Below are 20,920 nucleotides of genomic sequence, written 5' to 3'. Positions count from 1 at the left end.
CGTGGCCCGAAGGTTAAATGTGAAGATCAGTAGCCGAGGCCCTTTTTAGCTTCATAAACGGCCTTTGGATCATCAGCCTGTGTGTAAAGCTTGGATTCGGTCTGGATCCACTTCGGCGGAACGGTGCCCTTGTCCTTGAAAGCTTCAATCGCGTCGAAAGCCGGACCAGCCATATTTGGCGTAAGCTCAACGGTAGCATTGGCTTCACCATTGGCCATTGCCTGGAAAATATCCGGCACGGAGTCGATGGACACGATCTTGATGTCGGTGCCTGGCTTGAGACCAGCTTCCTTGATCGCTTGAATAGCGCCTACCGCCATGTCGTCATTATGGGCGTAAACGGCGCAGATATCCTTGCCGCCACCTTCGGCCTTGATGAAGCTTTCCATGACTTCCTTGCCCTTGGTGCGGGTGAAGTCGCCGGTCTGCGAGCGGGAAATCTTGATATTGTCATGGCCTGCAAGCGCTTCTTCAAAGCCCTTCTTGCGGTTGATTGCGGGAGAAGAGCCGGTGGTGCCCTGAAGCTCGACAACCGAGCAAGGCTTGTCGCCCACTTCCTTGACCAGCCAGTCGCCCGCGACCTTGCCTTCATGGACCTGATCGGAAGTGACAGCGGTGAGATAAAGGTCTTCCGGTGCATCGATCTGGCGGTCGAGAAGCACGACAGGAATTTCTGCTTCCTTGGCTTCCTTCAGAACCGCATCCCAACCGGTTGCAACAACCGGCGCGATCAGGATCGCGTCAACGCCCTGTGCAATGAAGCCGCGAACGGCCTTGATCTGGTTTTCCTGTTTCTGCTGTGCGTCGGCAAATTTCAGCGTGTGGCCGCGCTTTTCAGCTTCCTGCTTGGTGACGCTTGTTTCGGCAGCGCGCCAGCCCGATTCTGAGCCGATCTGCGAAAAGCCGACTGTGAGTGAAGCAGCGGATGCGCTCGAAATAAGAGCAAGAGACGATGCTGTAATCAGGGCGGCCGTCAGAGCCTTCAGACTGCGTTTCATATTAGTTCCTCCCAATAAAAGGCTCTCCCAGCCTTCCCGTTTATGAAGCATATAATATTACTTTATGGCAAGCGCATTTCGTGTGTTCGCTGGAAATTGGGGGTGCGACAAACGTGCATATGATGCAATTATATAGCTAAATCATGGTGTTAATAGGCTTTTGGGGGTGGTGCATCTCGAAGGGGGGTCTGCACCGTGTTTCGCTTGCTTGACAAGTGGGTGTTGGACAAAATAGTCATATTAATAAGAAGGAGCCGTCGATTGACACATCTGTGTTTTTGAACGGTCGGGAAGAATGTTCCGCAAGAGTTTTGCGGAAAATGGGAGGTTCAATGTTACGTCTTGTACAGTTCCGCGACATGCGCGGAGAAACGCGTGTGGCTGCTTGTGATGATGAAGGCGCTGCACATGTCGTCAATGGCGTGACTACGACTTACGAACTGGCATGGGCTGCAATTTCCGCAGGCATCAGTCTCGCTGAACAGGTAGAGCAGAATGGCAAGGGCGAGGCTGTCGATATTCACGCAGCACTTGCAGGTGGTCAGGTTGGCCTGCCGATTACCCATGAAGATCCGGCACATCTGATTGTTGCAGGTACGGGCCTCACACATCTTGGTTCAGCGGATGGTCGCGACAAGATGCACAAGGCAGCACAGGCTGCTGAAAAGCCGACCGACTCCATGCGTATGTTCCTGATGGGTGTTGAAGGTGGCAAGCCAAAGCCCGGTCAAACCGGCGTGCAGCCGGAATGGTTCTATAAGGGCGATGGTTCGGCGCTGGTTGGAACGGGCGGCGAGCTGGTCTCGCCATCTTTTGCCGAAGATGGTGGTGAAGAACCGGAACTCGCAGGCATCTATCTGATCGGCCCGGACGGTACGCCGTTCCGCCTCGGCTTCTGCCTTGCCAATGAATTTTCCGATCATGTGACGGAAAAGCAGAATTATCTCTGGCTCGCGCATTCCAAGCTGCGTCAGGCGTCGCTGGGGCCAGAGCTTTATGTGGGTGATCTGCCTGATCATGTTGAAGGCGTTTCGCGGATTCGTCGCGGCGATCAGGTGATCTTTGAAAAGCCGTTCCTTTCGGGCGAAGCGAACATGTCGCACACGATTGCCAATCTGGAACATCATCATTTCAAGTATGAACTGTTCCGTCGCCCGGGCGACCTTCATGTGCATTTCTTCGGCACCGCGACACTGTCTTTCTCGGAAGGTGTGAAGACAGAAAATGGCGACCAGTTCGAAATTTCAGCAAAGCCTTTCCGTTATCCGCTGGTCAACCGGCTGGCACAGGCGAAAGCCGCTGACATCGCCGTGAAGGCGCTCTGAAATGGCGGCCGCATCCAATATCAATCTGGCAATTGTTGGTCTCGGCAAGATTGCTCGCGATCAGCATCTGCCTTCCATCGAAGCCATTGATGGCATTGAGCTCAAAGCCATTGCCAGCCGCAATGCCGGACTTGATGGGTTGCCATCCTTTCACGATATCGACCAGCTGCTGGAGAGTGATGTCGCCATTGACGCGGTGTCGCTTTGCACGCCACCGCAGGGCCGATTTCAGCAAGCCTATGCAGCACTTAAGGCGCGCAAGCATGTGATGCTGGAGAAGCCTCCGGGTGCGACGATTTCGGAAGTGCAGGCGCTGACGCGTTTTGCTGAAAAGCAGGGCGTTACGCTTTATGCGACCTGGCATTCACGCGAAGCTGCAGCTGTTGAACCTGCCCGCGAATTTCTGAAAGGCGCTGTAATCAAATCTGTTGCAGTGTCGTGGAAAGAGGATGTGCGCCATTGGCATCCCGGCCAGCAGTGGATCTGGGAGCCGGGTGGTCTTGGAGTGTTCGATCCGGGCATCAATGCGCTGTCGATTGTCACGCATATTTTGCCGGAACGGTTTTTCCTGACGAAGTCCGATCTTTATTTCCCTGAAAATCATGCGGCACCGATTGCAGCAGATCTCAGCTTCGAGACGGAAAGCGCTGTGCCTGTTTCCTTTGAACTCGACTGGCGCCAGACGGGTCCGCAGACATGGGATATTCGTGTCGAGACCGATAAAGGTACGCTGCTGTTGAGCCATGGCGGTAGCCGGTTGACCATCGCAGGCACGGAGAAAATGGCCGAGCCTGATCGTGAATATCAGCGTCTTTACCAGAATTTTGTGAAGCTGGTTGGCGAAGGGCAGAGCGATGTTGATCTGGCGCCTCTGACCCATGTTGCCGATGCCTTCCTTCTGGGACAGCGGCATGTGGTTGAAGCTTTTGAAGATTAGGAAATGGGACCGCCCGGCGGTCTCTTACCCACGCAGGACAGTGATATGAATAAGCCCGTTACTCCTCAAACGCCAAAGTTCCGTTCACGCGCATGGTTCGATAATCCGGACAATGTCGATATGACCGCGCTCTATCTTGAGCGCTACATGAATTACGGTCTCAGTCAGGAAGAGCTGCAATCCGGTCGACCGATCATCGGCATTGCGCAGACGGGCTCTGACCTTTCACCGTGTAACCGGCATCATCTGGAGCTGGCCAATCGCGTGCGTGAAGGTGTGCGTGAAGCGGGCGGTATCGTGATCGAATTTCCGGTTCATCCGATCCAGGAAACTGGCAAACGTCCGACTGCGGGCCTTGATCGCAATCTCGCATATCTCGGCCTTGTCGAAGTGCTTTATGGCTATCCGCTCGATGGTGTTGTGCTGACGATTGGTTGTGACAAGACCACGCCTGCCTGCCTGATGGCTGCTGCAACCGTCAATATTCCTGCGATTGCGCTGTCGGTTGGTCCGATGCTCAATGGCTGGTTCCGTGGCGAACGCACGGGTTCGGGCACCATCGTCTGGAAGGCGCGCGAGCTGCTGGCCAAGGGCGAGATCGACTATGCGGGCTTTATCAAGCTGGTTGCTTCGTCGGCACCATCGACCGGCTATTGTAACACGATGGGCACGGCAACGACGATGAATTCGCTTGCCGAAGCGCTCGGTATGCAGTTGCCGGGTTCGGCGGCAATTCCAGCGCCTTATCGTGATCGTCAGGAAGTCTCCTATCTGACCGGTCGCCGTATTGTCGAGATGGTCTATGAAGATCTGAAGCCAACAGACATCATGACCAAAGAAGCCTTCATCAATGCAATTCGCGTGAATTCGGCAATTGGTGGTTCGACCAATGCACCGATCCATTTGAATGCGCTGGCGCGTCACGTTGGCGTCGATCTGACGATCGACGACTGGCAGAAATATGGCGAGGAAATTCCGCTGCTGGTCAACCTTCAGCCAGCGGGTGAGTATCTCGGTGAAGATTATTACCATGCGGGTGGTGTGCCAGCAGTCGTCAATCAGCTGATGGGGCAGGGCCTCATTCATGAGAATGCGCTGACTGTTAACGGCAAGACCATCGGTGAAAACTGCAAGAATGCCACGATTGAAGACAGCAATGTCATCAAGAATTATGATGATCCATTGAAGAAACATGCCGGGTTCCGCGTGTTGCGCGGTAATCTCTTCTCGTCGGCGATTATGAAGTTGAGCGTTATTTCGGAAGAATTCCGCAATCGCTATCTCACTGACGAGAAAGACCCGAATGCCTTTGAAGGCAAGGCTGTCGTGTTTGACGGCCCGGAAGATTATCATCACCGCATCGACGACCCGTCGCTGGAAATCGATGAGCATACCGTGCTGTTCATGCGTGGTGCAGGCCCAATCGGTTATCCGGGTGCCGCAGAAGTCGTGAACATGCGCGCGCCGGATTATCTTCTCAAGAAGGGTATCAGCTCGCTGCCTTGCATTGGCGATGGCCGTCAGTCGGGCACATCTGGTTCGCCATCAATCCTCAATGCATCACCAGAAGCAGCTGCTGGCGGTGGTCTGGCGCTGCTCAGAATGGGTGATCGCGTGCGTATCGATCTTGGTCGCGGTACGGCGGATATTCTGATCTCCGACGACGAACTGGCAGAACGCCGCAAGGCTTTGGAAGCTGCTGGCGGTTATAAATATCCCGAAAGCCAGACGCCGTGGCAGGAAATTCAGCGCGCGGTTGTTGGCCAGATGGAAACAGGTGCCGTTCTCGAAAACGCAGTCAAATATCAGGACATCGCGCATACGCGTGGCCTGCCGCGAGATAACCACTAAATGTCCGGCGCAAAAACACCATTTGCGGCAGTGGCGGATTGGGGAACAACCCGGTTCCGCCTCTGGACGCTGGATTTTGATGGCAATGTGCTCAAGGAAAGCCGTGGCGACGACGGGTTGATCTCAGCAAAAGAAACGGGTTTTGAGACGCTGCTCGAACGGCATCTTGCCTCCGTGGATGCGCCGGATGATCTGCCGGTGGTGATCTGCGGCATGGCCGGTTCGCGGACCGGCTGGATCGAAGCACCCTATATGAACTTGCCCGCCGGGCTTGAAGGAGTGGTCGCTGCTGCGGTGCGCGTGCCTGCGAAACGCCATGTCATCATGCTGCCGGGTGTTGCCCGGGGCAGCGAGGATGCGCCCGACGTAATGCGCGGCGAAGAAACCAAGCTGCTTGGTCTGGTGCATCGCGGCACGCGTGATGCCGTGGTGGTGATGCCCGGCACGCATGCGAAGTGGGTGCATATCGCAGACGGCAAGCTCAACGATTACCGCTCTTTCATGACGGGCGAATTGTTCGCGCTTCTCAAAGACAAATCGGTTCTGGCTGGTGCGCTTGAAGGAGCTGGGCCGGTCGATCTAAAGAGTGCAGCCTTTGCGGCCGGTGTCAAAGCCTCGCTTGAGACGCCTGAGCTTATTGCCAATGCGCTCTTTACGGTGCGCGCTGGCTGGCTGGTGCATGACTATAAGCCGACAGATCAGCTTGCACGTCTGTCGGGTCTGTTGATCGGGCTGGAAGTTGCCGGTGGCCGCACATTGTTTGGTAAACCAAGCGAGGTTCTGCTGCTTTCCGACGGCATGATGGGTGCGCTTTATGCTTCTGCACTTGAGATTGCCGGTGTGAAAGTGAACCGCATCGAAGGCGATGAGCTGGTGCGCGATGGGCTGTTTATGGCGGCAAAACACGCATTTGCGGGAGGCGCGCGATGAGCGAACGTATCGCATGGCCGAAGCTTCGCTATCCGCTGGTGGCAATCCTGCGCGGCATTCGGACAGAAGAAACGGAAGGCGTTGTTTCCGCTCTGATCGAGGTGGGTTTTGAGGCGATTGAAATTCCGCTCAATTCGCCGGAGCCGTTCGTATCCATTGAAAAGGCTGTCAAGCTTGCGCCAGACAATGTGCTGATTGGTGCTGGGACAGTGCTTTCGGTCGAGAATGTGGATCGGCTCAATGATGTTGGTGGCCGACTTCTGGTCAGCCCCAATGTCGAGCCTGATGTCATTCGCCGCGCGAGCAGACATGGCATGGTGACGATGCCTGGCGTGTTTACGCCGACCGAGGCTTTCAGCGCCATTCATGCTGGCGCATCGGCGCTCAAGTTTTTCCCGGCAAGCGTGCTGGGTGCTGACGGTATCAAGGCCATTTGCGCGGTCTTGCCGAGGGATATTCCGGTGGGCGCCGTGGGTGGTGTCTCGGAAAATGATTTTGCGACTTATCGGGCAGCGGGAGTGAGCTGTTTCGGGCTTGGTTCCAGTCTTTACAAGGCTGGTTTGACGGTCGCTGACGTGCGTGAACGCGCGCAGCGTGCGGTTGAGGCATGGGACAAGATCGCGGGCTAGAGCATGTCTCCCAAAAGTGGGAACCGGTTTTGGGACAAAGACATGCGTAAAAACGAAAGCTTAAAGCATCTTGTTTTTTGGAGGAATTCCGCAGGGCCTAACGGCGGGGGCGGAAATTTTGGGAGAACGGCAGGCTTATAGAGCCTGTCCCAATTTGGGAGTGAGACAATGGCAGGCATAAAATCATTAACACTGGCAGTGGCTATGGCCGCCTTTGCCTTTACCGGCTTTGCACAGGCAGAGGACAAAGGTCTTGTGGGTGTAGCAATGCCAACCAAGTCGTCGGCGCGCTGGATTGCAGACGGCGACAACATGGTAAAGGTGCTCAAAGAGCGCGGTTATCAGACCGATCTTCAGTATGCTGAAGACGATGTTCCAAACCAGCTGGCCCAGATCGAAAACATGGTCACCAAGGGCGCCAAGGTTCTTGTTGTGGCATCGATCGACGGCACAACGCTTTCCGATGTGCTGGCCAAGGCCAATGAAGCAGGCATCAAGGTCATCGCTTATGACCGTTTGATCCGCGATACGCCGAATGTGTCGTATTATGCGACCTTCGATAACTTCCAGGTCGGCGTACTTCAGGCACAGTCCATTGAGACTGCTCTTGATCTCAAGAACAAGGAAGGCCCGTTCAATATCGAGCTTTTCGGTGGTTCGCCTGACGATAACAATGCCTACTTCTTCTACAACGGCGCAATGTCGGTTCTCCAGCCATATATCGACAGCGGTAAGCTCGTTGTTGCCAGCGGCCAGACCGGCATGGACAAGGTAGCAACGCTGCGCTGGGATGGTGCGACCGCTCAGGCCCGTATGGATTCGATCCTTTCGGCTTTCTATTCCGACAAGAAGCTCAATGCAGTGCTGTCGCCTTATGATGGTATTTCCATCGGTATCCTGTCCTCGCTCAAGGGTGTAGGCTATGGCAGCGGCGATATGCCAATGCCGATCGTATCCGGTCAGGATGCGGAAGTGCCTTCGGTCAAGTCGATCCTTGCTGGCGAGCAGAACTCGACCATCTTCAAGGATACGCGCGAACTCGCCAAGGTGACTGTCGATATGGTTGACGCGCTGATGAGCGGCAAGGAACCAGAAGTGAACGACACCAAGACCTATGACAATGGCGTCAAGGTTGTGCCGTCTTATCTGCTCAAGCCGGTTATTGTCGACAAGTCGAACTGGAAGCAGGTTCTTGTCGATAGCGGTTATTACAAAGAAGACCAGATCCAGTAAATTTGTGCCCGGACGCGTGCTGATAAGCGCGTCCGGAATGCCTGCTCATTGCCACCATCCCCGCCACCCAGTTTTCGAACTGGGTTAGGCTAACAGATTGACAGCGTTGTCTTTTTGAGGGCTGAGGGTTCGCAGAATGATGGCATGGCAGGCTACAGCTTAACTCCTTCGACTTGAGTAAGTGAAGGTAAAATTATGCTGTAAATACAGATATTTAGAGCGATATTTGTGCGCCCCAGAGGGCGCGCGGCGCTCTAGTAATGGGAGCGAGCGATGAACGTAGCCAATCCTGTCCCGCTTGAGCAGAACAGCGGTCAGCCGGATATTGCCGGTAAACCCCTGCTTGAGATGCGCGGCATCAGCAAATCCTTCGGTGTCGTGAAGGCGTTGAGCGATGTCAATTTTACCGTGATGCCGGGAGAGATTCACGCATTTGTCGGCGAAAATGGCGCGGGCAAATCAACGCTGATGAAAGTGCTGTCGGGTGTTTATCCCTCTGGCAGCTATGAAGGTTCGATCTTTTTTGACGGAGAAGAGCGACACTTCCGCGATATCAATGATTCCGAAGCGCTTGGCATTGTCATCATCCATCAGGAGCTGGCGTTGGTGCCGCTCATGACGATTGCCGAGAATATTTTTCTCGTCAATCCGCCTGCAAGCTATGGTGTTATTGACCGCAGCGAGGTGCATAGCCGCACAAAGGCGCTTTTGAAGAAGGTTGGCCTGACGGAATCGCCGGATACGCTGGTGACGGATATTGGCGTCGGCAAACAGCAGCTCGTCGAAATTGCCAAGGCGCTTTCCAAGCGTGTGCGCCTTCTGATCCTTGATGAGCCAACGGCAAGCCTCAACGAAACCGATAGTGCGGCCTTGTTGGCATTGCTGCGCGAGTTTCGCGCGCAGGGCATCACTTCGATCCTGATTTCGCACAAGCTCAATGAAATTCGTGAAGTAGCCGACAAGATCACGGTGCTGCGCGATGGTCGCGCTGTCGCAACGCTTGATTGCAATGCTGGCGAGGTCGAGGAAGACGATATCATCCGCAAGATGGTCGATCGTGATCTGGAAAGCCGCTATCCAAAGCGCGATCCGAACATTGGCGATGTGATTTTCGAGGTCGACAACTGGTCCGTTTATCATCCGCTTCATCCGGAGCGCCACTCCGTCAAGAACGTTTCGTTTAAGGTGCGAGCCGGTGAGATCGTCGGTATTGCCGGCCTGATGGGCGCTGGTCGTACCGAGTTTGCCATGAGCCTCTTCGGGCGTTCATGGGGTACGAATATTTCCGGTGAAGCTCGTATGAACGGCACTCCGGTTGATATTTCCACGGTCGCCCGCGCCATCAAATCGGGGCTGGCCTATGTGACTGAGGACCGCAAAAAGCTGGGCCTTGTTCTTGGCGAGAACATCTCGCGCAACATATCGCTTGCACATTTGCGCGGTGTCAGCCCCAAGGGTGTGATCGACAGTATTCGCGAAATGAAGGTTGCGAACAGCTATCGCGATCAGATGAGCATCCGCTGCCACAACGTCTATCAGGAAACGGGCACGCTTTCAGGCGGCAACCAGCAGAAGGTGGTGCTGTCGAAATGGCTGTTCACCGGGCCGGATGTGCTGATCCTCGATGAACCGACGCGCGGCATCGATGTGGGCGCGAAATACGACATTTACACAATCATCAATTCACTGGCTGACAGCGGCAAGGGCGTGGTCGTCATTTCATCCGAAATGCCGGAACTGATCGGTATCTGCGACCGCATTGTCGTCATGCATGAGGGAGCTTTCGTCGGCGAAGTGGCTGGCGAAGGAGCGACGCAGGAGAACATCATGCGCGCCATCATGCGGAACAAGGGAAAACAATAATGAGCGAGAACGTAATTCAGAGCGGCCCGAAAGCGCCGAGCGGTGTGGGGCGTTATCTCAAAAACAATCTGCGTGAATCGGGAATGTTGCTCTCGCTCATCGCGATCATGATCTTTTTCCAGATCGTGACCGGCGGCGTGCTGATGAAGCCGCTAAACCTTACCAATCTCGTATTGCAGAACAGCTATATCGTCATTATGGCGCTCGGAATGCTGCTGGTTATCGTGACCGGGCACATCGATCTTTCGGTCGGATCGGTCTGCGGTTTCATCGGCGCACTGGCAGCTGTCATGATGGTGCGGTGGGGAATTCCATTTCCGATCGCAGCTATTCTGTGCTTGCTGGTAGGAGGGATTATCGGCGCGATGCAGGGCTTCTGGGTCGCTTATTTCAACATCCCGTCCTTCATCGTGACGCTCGCGGGGATGCTGGTTTTCAAGGGGCTGATGCTTGCCGTTCTTGGTGGGCAGTCGGTCGGGCCATTCCCGCAGGTTTTCCAGAAGCTTTCATCCGGCTTCATTCCGGAGTTCATTGGCACAACATCAGGCGGTATCTATCTCACATCGCTGATCCTCGGTGTGGTCATTGCGGGTTTCATCGTCTGGCAGAATACAAGATCGCGCGCGCGCCATATCGCGCATGAAGTGGAGACAGAACCGTTCGGCCTGTTCGTGGCCAAGAATATTCTGTTCTTTGCAGGTATTGCTTATCTCGCGCTGCTGATTTCATCACATCGCGGTATGCCTAACGTCCTGATTATCATGGCTGTTTTGATTGCTGCCTATGCGTTCCTAACCAACCGAACAGTGATCGGTCGTCAGATTTATGCGGTGGGTGGCAATCGCCATGCGGCCAAGCTTTCGGGTGTTAAAACCGAGCGGCTGACCTTCCTCGTCTTCGTGAATATGGGCGTGCTGGCAGCGCTTGCGGGTCTGGTTTTCGCGGCTCGTCTCAACACGGCGACACCAAAGGCTGGCCTTGGTTTTGAGCTTGACGTCATTGCCGCCTGCTTCATCGGTGGTGCATCGGCTTACGGTGGTGTGGGGCGTGTGACGGGTGCGGTGATTGGCGCGCTCATCATGGGCGTGATGAATAATGGCATGTCGATCTTGGGTATTGGTATCGATTATCAGCAGGTCATTAAGGGCATTGTGCTGCTGGGTGCCGTCTGCATCGACGTCTATAACCAGCGCCGCTAAACGGGCTTTGGCCATGAAATGGCCATATTTCTGACACGGGTTTGACACGATATAACGTGTTTCAGAGGCCGATTTTGCGAAAAAAAAGCTCACAATCGGCGCGTTATCGCGCTGGTGCTTCGCCTTTTGGGAGAGGGAGGCAGAAGCCATTCGGGCCGGAACATTGTTCCGGCCCGATTTGTATTTTTTTAGATTGCCGTACGGCGCGCGTGGTCGAGATAAATCTCGCGCAGCTTGAGAGCGACTGGACCGGGCTTGCCGCCACCGATAGGCTTGTCGTCGATAAACGAAATCGGCGTTACAAAAGTACCTGCGCTGGTCATGAAAGCTTCTTTCGCAGCATAGGCTTCATCAATCGTGAAAAGACGCTCTTCAAGCTTCATGCCGGTTTCAGCGATGAGCTGCAACAGTGACAAACGTGTGCAACCCGGCAAGACCGCATTGCTGTTCGGGCGGGTGACGATGACATCATCCTGCGTGACGATATAGCCGGTCGAAGATGCGCCTTCAGTGACATAGCCGTCCTCTAACATCCAGGCCTCGCTGCAACCGGCATTCTGGGCGATTTCCTTGGCGAGAGCCTGTGGCAGAAGGCAGACGGTTTTGATGTCGCGACGCTTCCAGCGCAGATCATCCAGTGAAAGCACGCGGATACCTGTTGCTACTTCCGGCCGGTCGGCAAGAGCTTTAACTTGAGTGAACAGAACCACCGATGGCTTCAAGCCTTTAGCGACAAAATCACGGTCGCGACCATCGCCTCGCGTAACTTGCAAATAGACCAGTCCTTCGGTGAGATTGTTGCGGCGGATCAGTTCGCGCTCGATCTCGACAATCTCATCTTCGCTCATCGGCATAGGAATGCCGATTTCACCTGTCGAACGACGCAGACGCTTCATATGCGGGTCGCTATCGACCAGCTTGCCGTCAAGGACTGCGGTTACTTCGTAAATTCCGTCACCAAAGAGAAAACCACGATCAAAGATCGAGATTTTTGCATCGCGCGCGGCGACATAATCGCCATTCACATAAACGATGCGGTCTTCAAGTTCTGCTGAAACGGCCATGTTGGAACGGTCCTGAAAATAGCGCATCCCGAAAAGTGTGAAGCGATTTTCGGAACAGATGCGCGCAAACGCTAAAAAGAAAAGGCTGCGAAGAACATCGCAGCCTTTTCTTAAGATACCATCTCATCAGAAGGAACAATAATTTTCAGGCAGCCTGCTTTGCCGCTGTAATTGCTTCGCTGCGGATTTCTTCGGTCAGCTTCAGGCGCAGTTCCGAGAATTCTGGGCTGGCTTTGACCTGATAGGAACGCGGATGCTCAATATTGACCGGCGTGATCGATTTGATCTTGCCGGGACGGGCTGTCATCGTAACCACGCGGGTCGCCATAAAGATCGACTCTTCAATATCGTGGGTGACGAAGATCACGGTTTTCTGCTCACGTTCCCAGATGCCGAGCAGGAGTTCCTGCATCAGTCCACGCGTCTGGTTGTCAAGCGCGCCGAAAGGCTCATCAAGGAGCAGGATCTTTGGGTCATTGGCAAGTGCACGGGCGATTGCAGTGCGCTGCTGCATCCCACCTGAAAGCTGCTTCGGCCAGTGGTTTTCAAATCCGCGCAGACCGACTTTATCGATGTAGCTATCGATAATTTCGCGGGCCTGCTTTTCCGGCATACCTTTTTCGCGCAGGCCGAAACCGACATTCTGCCGGACCGTCAGCCATGGAAACAGCGTGTAGGACTGGAACACCATGCCGCGATCAGCACCCGGTCCTTTGACCGGCTGACCTTCTAGCGTCACCGTGCCAGTGGTCGGCTTGTCGAGACCGGCAATGATGCGCAGAAGCGTGGACTTGCCGCAACCTGATGGACCAAGAATGGTGACGAAATCATTCTTCGGAATGATGAGATCAGTTGATTGCAAAGCAAGTGTTGGTTTGCCGCCATGAACACCCGGAAAGGTGCGGCTCACGCCTTTAACGACGAGTTCTTGTTCGGTTGTCGTAACCATTACGCAAACCTCCACGCAAAGAGCCAGCGGTTGATGTATTTGAACGCCAGATCAGAAATCAGGCCGATAACGCCGATTACAATGATGCCGAAAATGATCTGTCCGGTGGCCATAAGCGCCTGCGAATTGATGATCATATAGCCGATGCCCGATGATGCGCCGATCAGCTCAGCGACGATTACATAGGTCCATGCCCAGCCAAGCACGAGGCGCAGCGTTTCAGCAATATCGGGAGCGCTTGACGGCATAAGCACACGGCGAATAACGCCGCGATCCTTGGCGCCGAGTGTATAGGCAGCCTCAACCAGATCGCGGCGCGTGTTGGAAACAATGACAGCGATCATCAAAATGAGCTGGAAGACTGCGCCGATGAAGATGACGAGCAGCTTCTGCGTTTCGCCAATGCCCGACCAGAGAATGAGAAGCGGTACGAAAGCCGAGGCAGGCAAATAGCGTGCGAAGGAGACGAACGGTTCGAGCAGCGCTTCAATGGGTTTATATGCACCCATCGCAATGCCAAGCGGAATGGCAACGATGCTGGCCATGATGAAGCCGCCCAGCACGCGCCAGACAGTCATGCCGATATCCGAAAGGAAACCCTGATTGGCGATGAGATCATATCCATCCTTCACCATCGTGATCGGATCGGCGAGGAAGGTGGGCGAAACAAAGCCTCCGAGCGTTGCAACGCCCCAGAAAGCAAAGAAAAGCACGAAGAACAGAATTCCCAGAAGAATTCGGGCTCCGTTTCCAATCGGTTGCATAGGCTGCATAGATATATCCGTTTAGTCAGGCACTACGTGAGGCTGAAATGAAACAGACCCGGAGCGAACTCCGAGCCTGCTTTTTCGATGTGATTACTTGATGAAGCTTGTGTCGACAATATCGTCGAGGTTCGGCTTGTTCTTGATCACGCCAGCGTCAAGCAGGAGCTTGGTGGCTTCTTCCGAAAACTCCTTGAACTCGCCTTCAAAGAACTTCTGGTTGGCGGCTTTGTCCTGCCAGCGCAGATAGGCCGCGGATTTGCCGAATTCTTCGCCCGACTGCTTCACGTCCTTGCCCATGATTTCGTAGGACTTGGCCTGATCGGCTGCAATCATTTCAAGCGCTTCGAAATAGCTGGTGGCGAGTGCCTTGGCAGCTTCCGGGTTCTTTTCAAGGAAATCCGGGGTGCAGCCAACGGTGTCCATAACAGCCGGATATTCGAGTGTTGTGGCGAGAATTTTGCCTTTGTCGGGTGCTGCACGCACCGTCGACAGATATGGTTCGTAGGTCAGGGCAGCGTCGTTCTGGCCTGCAACGAAAGCCTGCGCTGCTGGTCCCGGTTCCATGTTGACGATCTTCACGTCCTTGGTGGTCATGCCGTTCTTGGCCAGCATGAAGGCAAGGAAGAAGTATGGCGACGTGCCGGGAGCGGAAGCGGCAATGGTCTTGCCCTTCAGATCGGCAAAGGAATTGACATCGGCGCGCACGGCGATGCCGTCAGCGCCATAGGATTTGTCCATCTGGAAAATCTGCTTGGACTTCACGCCAGCCGCGTTCCAGATAATCCATGTTTCAACGGTGGTTGCCGCGCACTGAATATCACCGGATGCGAGCGCCAGGTGGCGGCTTGCCTGCGGAATTTTATTGAGCGTGACGTCGAGGCCGTTCTTTTTGAAGATACCTGCTTCTTTCGCAAGCGTCAGCGGACCAAAGCCGGTCCAGCCGGAAAAGCCGATTGCGACTTTTGTTTCTGCCTGTGCGCTCGAAGCGAAGGTGAGCGCTGCGAGGGCTGCGCCTGCCAACCAAGATTTTCTCATATGTGAACCCCTTTTTTGTTTTAAGCATATACATATTCTGGCAGACAAATTAGCAGGGCGGAAATTTCTGTCCAGAGAGGCGTATAAAGAATCCTTTGGCCGCCAAACTGTTCAAATTTCCCGTAGATTATTGATTATACTTCGATAATCGCAATCCGATAGACGATCCCCTTACCAATAAGTTCTAGAGAAAACTGAGCCTCTCCCGACATGACCAAGCAATCATGCAGGCTCAGATGCGCGATTCTACTGTCTGTTTTTAGATCGAAATTGCCTTCTGCACAGAAAATAAGCATGGCGCCGCGATTGGATGCAACAATTCTCGAATCATCAATGGCGATGCGTTCGACGTGATGCGTGAAGCGCCCGCGTCGCGTCATGACGTTGAGATCGGTGATTGTTCCGTCGATGAGGCGGGCACCAGAGCTGGCATCGGCGGCAAACGCAAAGGGTGCTGTCTCGCGGGTGAGGGTGGTTTCCACACCTTCAACATCGAGAACAATGCCGTTGCCTTCCAGCACCGACAATGTGCGATCAATGCCAGTGAAAACCGAGAAGGGGCCGTCATTGGCAACGGTTGCTGTGGAAATGCGCCAGTCGAAATTATCGACTGACGCATTTTCAGGATGGATCGCAATTTCGACCGTAACACCGCCGCCGTTTTTCCATGGCATGCGGCGGTGTTCTTTGGCTTTGAGAACCGTAATCATCAGCCGAGCCATCCGTTGGACGCTGCCCAGAATGCGACTGGCGCTGTCAGCAGGATGCTGAGCGCTGTGCGAATATACCAGACGATAATCAGATCACGGAATTTGAGCGGAATTGACGTTGCCAGTACGCAAGGGATCGAGGCCGAAAGGAACAGAACCTGACTGACTGACACAACAGCGGCTACAAATTTGAGGGCCACGTCTGCGTCCTTCAGAAGAATAGCAGGCAGGAACATCTCAGCAAGACCGGCGGCCATCGATTTGGCTGCAAGCATAGGATCTGAGAACTGAGCGATCCAAGTGAATGGATAGAGTGCAAGACCAAGAACATCGAAAATCGGCGTATATTTGGAGGCAAGAAGACCAAGAAGACCCACGGCCATAATGCTCGGTAGAATCATGGCTGCCATACGCAAGCCATCAAGGAAAGTGGCCCAGAGCAGGGGCAGAATTCGCGGAGCACTTTGAGCCTGCGTAATGCCAGCGTCAATTGCTGTTTCGATACGGCCTTTGCCCTCAGGCAGTGGTGTATCACGGTCTCCAGGATGATCCATGCGGCTCAATGGCCAAAGGCGCGCAGTTATTGCCGATACAATGAATGTGACGAAAAAAGTGGTCCAGAAATAAAGATTCCATGAATCCATCAAACCCAGAGTTTTTGCGACGATAATCATGAAAGTGGCGGAAACAGTTGAGAACCCGGTAGCAACGATTGCTGCTTCGCGGGCTGTGTACTTGCCTTCCTTATAGACACGGTCGGTGATGAGAAGGGCCAGTGAATAGCTACCGACAAAAGAAGCCACAGCGTCGATAGCCGACCAACCGGGTGTGCGCCAGATCGGACGCATAACGGGCTGCACAATAACTCCGGTGAATTCGAGCAGGCCATAACCGATCAAGAATGCGAGCGCCAAAGCGCCAATCGGAACGATTAGACCAACTGATAGAACGAGCTTGTCGAAAAGGAATGGAAGCATGTCTGGCGTGAAAAGTGGCGCCGGGCCGATATCGGCGAGATACATGGCGGTTGCGATAAGGCCGAACAGACGCAAGACCGAGAAAATTCTTTCGGTCAGGTTCTTTTTCCACGTACCTGTTACGAAAGGGGCAAAGGCACCGTAAGCGATCAGCAGGCAGACAAAAACGAGAGCGGCAGGACGGAGCTCCGTGGCTATCACGGTTGCTGCATGATCGAGCAGGATGGTCGATTTGCCGCCGATAGTGACGGGCACGAAAAAGAAAAAGATGCCTATAAAGCTGTATATGACCAGTTTTAGTGCCGCCGATCCACGAGAGGGCTCATTTCGGCCAAGCGTTACGTCTGTCATCGTTATTCCCCAGTATTTGCATGTTTTATGTAGCTATGAAAAAGGCGGCCTCCAAAGGAGCCGCCTTTCATCAAGTTCTTAATTGCCAAGGATTGCCGGGAGGCGAAGGCCCTGCTGCTTTGCCCAGTCGAGCGCTTCTTCATAGCCCGCATCGGCATGGCGCATGACGCCGGTTGCCGGATCGTTCCACAACACGCGGCCGATGCGCTGTTCGGCATCTTCCGTGCCATCACAGCAGATGACCATGCCCGAATGCTGGGAGAAGCCCATGCCGACGCCACCACCATGATGGAGCGATACCCATGTTGCGCCCGACGCCGTATTGAGCAGCGCATTGAGCAGCGGCCAGTCGGACACGGCATCCGAGCCGTCCTTCATGGATTCGGTTTCGCGGTTTGGCGAAGCAACCGAGCCTGAATCGAGGTGGTCACGGCCAATGACGATTGGGGCTTTCAGTTCGCCATTGCGGACCATTTCGTTGAAGGCGAGGCCGAGGCGGTGACGATCACCGAGGCCAACCCAGCAGATGCGTGCTGGCAGGCCCTGAAACGCGATACGTTCCTTCGCCATGTCGAGCCAGTTGTGCAGATGCTTGTTGTCTGGCAGCAGTTCCTTCACCTTGGCATCGGTCTTTGCAATATCTTCTGGATCGCCGGAGAGAGCAGCCCAACGGAAAGGTCCAACGCCGCGGCAGAACAGCGGGCGGATATAGGCAGGCACGAAGCCCGGGAAGGCAAATGCGTCTTCCAGACCTTCTTCAAGCGCCATCTGGCGGATATTGTTGCCGTAATCCACCGTTGGAATGCCAGCATTCCAGAAGTCGAGCATGGCCTGAACCTGCACCTTCATCGAAGCGCGGGCGGCTTTTGCAACGCCCTTCGGATCGCTCTCCTGCTTGGCGCGCCATTCAGCAACGCTCCAGCCGATTGGCAGATAACCATGCACCGGATCATGTGCCGAGGTCTGATCGGTCACGATGTCAGGGCGCACGCCACGCTTGACGAGTTCCGGGAAAACATCAGCGGCATTGCCGATGAGTGCAATGGATTTGGCTTCGCCTGCCTTGGTCCATTCGTCGATCTTTGCCAGAGCTTCATCGAGGCTGTGGGTCTTTTCATCGACATAACGAGTGCGCAGGCGGAAATCGGCGCGGGTTTCGTCGCATTCGACTGCGAGGCAACAAGCACCAGCCATAACGGCTGCGAGAGGCTGTGCTCCGCCCATGCCACCAAGACCACCGGTCAGAATCCATTTGCCCTTGAGGTTGCCGTCATAATGCTGGCGACCAGCTTCAACGAAGGTTTCATAAGTCCCCTGAACGATGCCCTGTGCGCCGATGTAAATCCACGAACCGGCGGTCATCTGGCCATACATGGCGAGACCCTTCTTATCCAGTTCGTTGAAATGATCCCATGTTGCCCAATGTGGCACGAGGTTGGAATTGGCGATCAGAACGCGTGGCGCATCCTTGTGGGTGCGAAACACGCCGACCGGCTTGCCCGACTGCACCAACAAGGTTTCGTCGTCGTTGAGAGTCTTCAGTGTTGCAACAATCTTGTCGAAGTCGTCCCACGTACGGGCTGCACGACCGATGCCGCCATAAACGACCAGCTCATGCGGGCGCTCGGCAACATCCGGGTCGAGATTGTTCATCAACATGCGCAGCGGCGCTTCTGTGAGCCAGCTTTTTGCGTTGAGTTCAGTGCTGCGTGGAGCGCGTATTTCGCGCTCATTATGACGTGGGTTGGACATGATGTTCTCCTCAGAGTTTCAGTTCGGCGGCAATGTTTTCGAGCCGCTCAAGAATTGTTTTGAGATGCACACGGAGCTTTTCAGCTTTGGCTTCGTCGTAGTCGAAGGGCACGGCCTCGGTCGCCAGATGCGTGGATTGCGCCAGTTCCATCTGGATGGCATGGACACCAGTTTCGGGCTTGCCGTAATGGCGCGTTGTCCAGCCGCCTTTGAAGCGGCCATTGAGGATGTATGTGTAGCCGGTGGCGTTTTGAGTCACGTCTACGGTTGCGGCTTCGATCCTTGGATCGCAGGTCTTGCCGAGGTCTGTGCCGATGTTGAAATCCGGCAGCTTGCCTTCAAACAGGAACGGGATATGCGAGCGGATCGAGTGGCAATCATAAAGGATCGCTACGCCGTGGATTGCTTTCACGCGTTCGATTTCGGCTGTAAGCGCATCGTGATACGGCTTGTGGAAGCGGGTGATGCGATCGGCAATATCGGCTTCTTTCGGTGCTTCGCCGTCTTTCCAGATGGCAAGGCCATCGAAATCGGTTTCCGGGATCAGCGTTGTGGTGTTCTGGCCCGGATAGAGGCTGACGCCTGCTGGGTCGCGATTGGCATCGATACAATAGCGATGAAAGGTGGCGCGGACTGTCGTGACATTGTCCAGCAGCCCGTCATAGAGCCGATGGATATGCCAGTCGGTGTCGGCAAGAATACGGCCATTGTCATTGAGCCGCGCCCAGATATCTTCCGGCACGTCTGTCCCGGTGTGGGGCAGGCCGAGAATGACGGGTGACGAACCCTGATGGACTTCAAAAGCAGCCATATCAGACCTCCAGAGATGGCAGAATGCTTGCGCTGATGCTGCCGGTAAAAGAACCATCGGCGATGATGGCGCTTGCGCTTGCCAAATCGTTGGCCATGTAGCGATCAACTTCCAGCGTCGGCACATTCGCGCGCAGAACAGCGACGGCAGCTTTCAGTTCCGGGCTGGTTTCAAGCGGGCCACGCAGCTCGACGCCGAGCGCGCCGGTCAATGCTTCAATGCCGATGATAGCGTTGAGGTTTTCAGTCATCTGCAACAGGCGGCGCGCGCCATGGCAGGCCATGGAAACATGGTCTTCCTGATTGGCGGAGGTTGGTGTTGAATCAACCGATGCCGGATGCGCCATCTGCTTGTTTTCGCTCATCAGTGCGGCCGAAGTGACTTCCGCAATCATAAGGCCAGAGTTGAGGCCAGGCTTTTTTGCAAGGAAGGCTGGGAGGCCGAAGGAAAGCGCAGGATCAACCAGAAGTGCAATGCGGCGCTGTGCAATTGCGCCGATTTCGCAGATAGCAAGCGCGATCTGATCGGCTGCGAAAGCAACTGGTTCGGCATGGAAGTTGCCGCCGGAAACTACACTGTCATCGGAGAGGACGAGTGGGTTATCGGTGACGGCATTGGCTTCGATTTCAAGTGTGCGCGCTGCTTGGCGCAGAATGTCGAGGCAAGCACCATCGACCTGTGGCTGACAGCGGATGCAATAAGGGTCCTGCACGCGTTGGTCGCCTTCAAGGTGGCTCTCGCGAATGACCGAACCAGACAACAGATTGCGCAGTGCTGCAGCCGTATCGATCTGGCCCTGATGACCGCGCAATGTGTGAATATCTGGATGGAACGGAGCGGTTGAACCCATCGCCGCATCGGTCGAAAGTGCGCCAGTGATGAGGGCTGCCTGCAATGCGCGATGCGCGCGGAAAAGGCCGGCCAATGCCAGTGCAGTCGAGGTCTGTGTACCGTTGATGAGGGCGAGACCTTCCTTCGCAGCCAGAACGACGGGCTTGAGGCCTGCTTTCTTCAGTGCTTCAGCAGATGGCAGGCGTTCGCCCTGATAGAAGGCTTCACCTTCGCCGATCATGGCCGCTGCCATATGAGCGAGCGGTGCGAGATCGCCAGAAGCGCCGACCGAACCCTTGGCCGGGATCATCGGGATCACGCCTTTTTCCAGCATGGCTTCGATGAGGGTGATGAGTTCGAGCCGCACGCCCGATGCGCCACGGCCAAGCGAGATAAGCTTCAGCGCCATGATGAGGCGCACGATGTCTTCGCTCAGCGGCTCACCGACACCGCAGCAATGCGACAGAATGAGATTGCGCTGAAGCGTTGCCACGTCTTCGGGCGCGATGCGGATAGAGGCGAGCTTACCAAAGCCAGTATTGATGCCATAAACCGGTGCATCGCCCGCAGCGATTTCGGCGATGCGTGCCGCAGCCTTTTCAACGCCCTTATAAAAGGACGGATCAATACGGGCAGCGAGGTTGCCGCGATAGATTTGTTCAAGTATGCCAAGCGAAACGCTGCCGGGATGAAGAACGAAGGACATGG

General features: G+C 54.9%; 18 protein-coding genes. 8 read left to right on the top strand and 10 right to left on the bottom strand.

Annotated elements, in window-relative coordinates; all coding sequences use genetic code 11:
• Nucleotides 1-26 precede the first annotated feature (26 nt).
• Nucleotides 27-998 carry an ABC transporter substrate-binding protein gene (locus KMS41_08240; GenBank protein ID QWK77093.1) on the bottom strand — a complete coding sequence of 324 codons (972 nt, stop codon included), beginning with the start codon at nucleotides 996-998 and terminating at the stop codon, nucleotides 27-29.
• 332 nt (nucleotides 999-1,330) lie between these two features.
• Here KMS41_08240 and KMS41_08235 point away from each other — a divergent pair, with 332 nt between their 5' ends.
• From KMS41_08235 to KMS41_08200, 8 genes are all read left to right on the top strand, one after another.
• Nucleotides 1,331-2,323, top strand: coding sequence for an FAH family protein (locus KMS41_08235; protein QWK77092.1), 993 nt, complete (start codon nucleotides 1,331-1,333; stop codon nucleotides 2,321-2,323).
• 1 nt (nucleotide 2,324) lies between these two features.
• A complete protein-coding gene (locus KMS41_08230; protein ID QWK77091.1) occupies nucleotides 2,325-3,260 on the top strand; it encodes a Gfo/Idh/MocA family oxidoreductase in 936 nt (311 codons plus the stop codon).
• Between the two features lie 45 nt (nucleotides 3,261-3,305).
• The gene (locus KMS41_08225) at nucleotides 3,306-5,111 is read left to right on the top strand and encodes a dihydroxy-acid dehydratase family protein (protein QWK77090.1); all 1,806 of its coding nucleotides are present in this window, start codon (nucleotides 3,306-3,308) and stop codon (nucleotides 5,109-5,111) included.
• On the top strand, nucleotides 5,112-6,041 hold the full coding sequence (locus tag KMS41_08220; GenBank protein QWK77089.1) for a 2-dehydro-3-deoxygalactonokinase: 930 nt from the start codon (nucleotides 5,112-5,114) through the stop codon (nucleotides 6,039-6,041).
• The gene (locus KMS41_08215) at nucleotides 6,038-6,670 is read left to right on the top strand and encodes a 2-dehydro-3-deoxy-6-phosphogalactonate aldolase (protein ID QWK77088.1); all 633 of its coding nucleotides are present in this window, start codon (nucleotides 6,038-6,040) and stop codon (nucleotides 6,668-6,670) included. The genes KMS41_08220 and KMS41_08215 overlap by 4 nt, the downstream gene beginning before the upstream one ends.
• Nucleotides 6,671-6,838: 168 nt before the next feature.
• On the top strand, nucleotides 6,839-7,903 hold the full coding sequence (locus KMS41_08210; GenBank protein QWK77087.1) for a sugar-binding protein: 1,065 nt from the start codon (nucleotides 6,839-6,841) through the stop codon (nucleotides 7,901-7,903).
• Between the two features lie 273 nt (nucleotides 7,904-8,176).
• Nucleotides 8,177-9,766 carry a sugar ABC transporter ATP-binding protein gene (locus KMS41_08205; GenBank protein QWK77086.1) on the top strand — a complete coding sequence of 530 codons (1,590 nt, stop codon included), beginning with the start codon at nucleotides 8,177-8,179 and terminating at the stop codon, nucleotides 9,764-9,766.
• Nucleotides 9,766-10,965, top strand: coding sequence for a sugar ABC transporter permease (locus tag KMS41_08200; GenBank protein QWK77085.1), 1,200 nt, complete (start codon nucleotides 9,766-9,768; stop codon nucleotides 10,963-10,965). Before KMS41_08205 ends, KMS41_08200 begins: the two co-directional genes overlap by 1 nt.
• A gap of 188 nt (nucleotides 10,966-11,153) precedes the next feature.
• On the opposite strand, the gene KMS41_08195 is transcribed toward KMS41_08200, so the two are convergent.
• The 9 genes from KMS41_08195 to hutH all read right to left on the bottom strand — a co-directional run bounded on the left by KMS41_08195 (nucleotide 11,154) and on the right by hutH (nucleotide 20,918).
• Nucleotides 11,154-12,029, bottom strand: a complete 876-nt coding sequence (locus tag KMS41_08195) for a D-amino-acid transaminase (protein QWK77084.1) — start codon at nucleotides 12,027-12,029, stop codon at nucleotides 11,154-11,156.
• Nucleotides 12,030-12,174: 145 nt separating this feature from the next.
• Nucleotides 12,175-12,978, bottom strand: coding sequence for an ABC transporter ATP-binding protein (locus KMS41_08190; GenBank protein QWK77083.1), 804 nt, complete (start codon nucleotides 12,976-12,978; stop codon nucleotides 12,175-12,177).
• On the bottom strand, nucleotides 12,978-13,751 hold the full coding sequence (locus KMS41_08185; GenBank protein ID QWK77082.1) for an ABC transporter permease: 774 nt from the start codon (nucleotides 13,749-13,751) through the stop codon (nucleotides 12,978-12,980). Before KMS41_08185 ends, KMS41_08190 begins: the two co-directional genes overlap by 1 nt.
• A gap of 84 nt (nucleotides 13,752-13,835) precedes the next feature.
• Complete coding sequence (locus tag KMS41_08180; protein QWK77081.1) at nucleotides 13,836-14,780, bottom strand: ABC transporter substrate-binding protein; 945 nt, start codon at nucleotides 14,778-14,780, stop codon at nucleotides 13,836-13,838.
• 134 nt (nucleotides 14,781-14,914) lie between these two features.
• Entirely contained in the window at nucleotides 14,915-15,493 is a 579-nt protein-coding gene (locus KMS41_08175) for a HutD family protein (protein ID QWK78818.1), read from the bottom strand.
• Nucleotides 15,490-16,818 carry a YjiH family protein gene (locus tag KMS41_08170; GenBank protein ID QWK77080.1) on the bottom strand — a complete coding sequence of 443 codons (1,329 nt, stop codon included), beginning with the start codon at nucleotides 16,816-16,818 and terminating at the stop codon, nucleotides 15,490-15,492. Before KMS41_08170 ends, KMS41_08175 begins: the two co-directional genes overlap by 4 nt.
• A gap of 78 nt (nucleotides 16,819-16,896) precedes the next feature.
• Nucleotides 16,897-18,570: a urocanate hydratase gene (locus tag KMS41_08165; protein QWK77079.1), complete on the bottom strand. Its 1,674-nt coding sequence runs from the start codon at nucleotides 18,568-18,570 to the stop codon at nucleotides 16,897-16,899.
• Nucleotides 18,571-18,580: 10 nt separating this feature from the next.
• Nucleotides 18,581-19,381, bottom strand: a complete 801-nt coding sequence (hutG, locus tag KMS41_08160) for an N-formylglutamate deformylase (GenBank protein ID QWK77078.1) — start codon at nucleotides 19,379-19,381, stop codon at nucleotides 18,581-18,583.
• A 1-nt stretch (nucleotide 19,382) separates the two neighbouring features.
• On the bottom strand, nucleotides 19,383-20,918 hold the full coding sequence (gene hutH, locus KMS41_08155) for a histidine ammonia-lyase (protein QWK77077.1): 1,536 nt from the start codon (nucleotides 20,916-20,918) through the stop codon (nucleotides 19,383-19,385).
• Between the last annotated feature and the right edge of the window lie 2 nt (nucleotides 20,919-20,920).

It is taken from the genome of Ochrobactrum sp. BTU1 (assembly GCA_018798825.1).
GTDB lineage: Bacteria > Pseudomonadota > Alphaproteobacteria > Rhizobiales > Rhizobiaceae > Brucella.
The sequence above is the reverse complement of the archived record's forward strand: the minus strand, read 5'-3'. Positions and strand labels throughout refer to the sequence as shown.

What these genes read in the sequence shown, in the direction of transcription:
- KMS41_08240 (QWK77093.1), bottom strand. Translation starts at nt 998, where the DNA reads ATGAAACGCAGTCTGAAGGCTCTGACGGCCGCCCTGATTACAGCATCG.
- KMS41_08235 (QWK77092.1), top strand. Translation starts at nt 1,331, where the DNA reads ATGTTACGTCTTGTACAGTTCCGCGACATGCGCGGAGAAACGCGTGTG.
- KMS41_08230 (QWK77091.1), top strand. Translation starts at nt 2,325, where the DNA reads ATGGCGGCCGCATCCAATATCAATCTGGCAATTGTTGGTCTCGGCAAG.
- KMS41_08225 (QWK77090.1), top strand. Translation starts at nt 3,306, where the DNA reads ATGAATAAGCCCGTTACTCCTCAAACGCCAAAGTTCCGTTCACGCGCA.
- KMS41_08220 (QWK77089.1), top strand. Translation starts at nt 5,112, where the DNA reads ATGTCCGGCGCAAAAACACCATTTGCGGCAGTGGCGGATTGGGGAACA.
- KMS41_08215 (QWK77088.1), top strand. Translation starts at nt 6,038, where the DNA reads ATGAGCGAACGTATCGCATGGCCGAAGCTTCGCTATCCGCTGGTGGCA.
- KMS41_08210 (QWK77087.1), top strand. Translation starts at nt 6,839, where the DNA reads ATGGCAGGCATAAAATCATTAACACTGGCAGTGGCTATGGCCGCCTTT.
- KMS41_08205 (QWK77086.1), top strand. Translation starts at nt 8,177, where the DNA reads ATGAACGTAGCCAATCCTGTCCCGCTTGAGCAGAACAGCGGTCAGCCG.
- KMS41_08200 (QWK77085.1), top strand. Translation starts at nt 9,766, where the DNA reads ATGAGCGAGAACGTAATTCAGAGCGGCCCGAAAGCGCCGAGCGGTGTG.
- KMS41_08195 (QWK77084.1), bottom strand. Translation starts at nt 12,029, where the DNA reads ATGGCCGTTTCAGCAGAACTTGAAGACCGCATCGTTTATGTGAATGGC.
- KMS41_08190 (QWK77083.1), bottom strand. Translation starts at nt 12,978, where the DNA reads ATGGTTACGACAACCGAACAAGAACTCGTCGTTAAAGGCGTGAGCCGC.
- KMS41_08185 (QWK77082.1), bottom strand. Translation starts at nt 13,751, where the DNA reads ATGCAGCCTATGCAACCGATTGGAAACGGAGCCCGAATTCTTCTGGGA.
- KMS41_08180 (QWK77081.1), bottom strand. Translation starts at nt 14,780, where the DNA reads ATGAGAAAATCTTGGTTGGCAGGCGCAGCCCTCGCAGCGCTCACCTTC.
- KMS41_08170 (QWK77080.1), bottom strand. Translation starts at nt 16,818, where the DNA reads ATGACAGACGTAACGCTTGGCCGAAATGAGCCCTCTCGTGGATCGGCG.
- KMS41_08165 (QWK77079.1), bottom strand. Translation starts at nt 18,570, where the DNA reads ATGTCCAACCCACGTCATAATGAGCGCGAAATACGCGCTCCACGCAGC.
- hutG (QWK77078.1), bottom strand. Translation starts at nt 19,381, where the DNA reads ATGGCTGCTTTTGAAGTCCATCAGGGTTCGTCACCCGTCATTCTCGGC.
- hutH (QWK77077.1), bottom strand. Translation starts at nt 20,918, where the DNA reads ATGTCCTTCGTTCTTCATCCCGGCAGCGTTTCGCTTGGCATACTTGAA.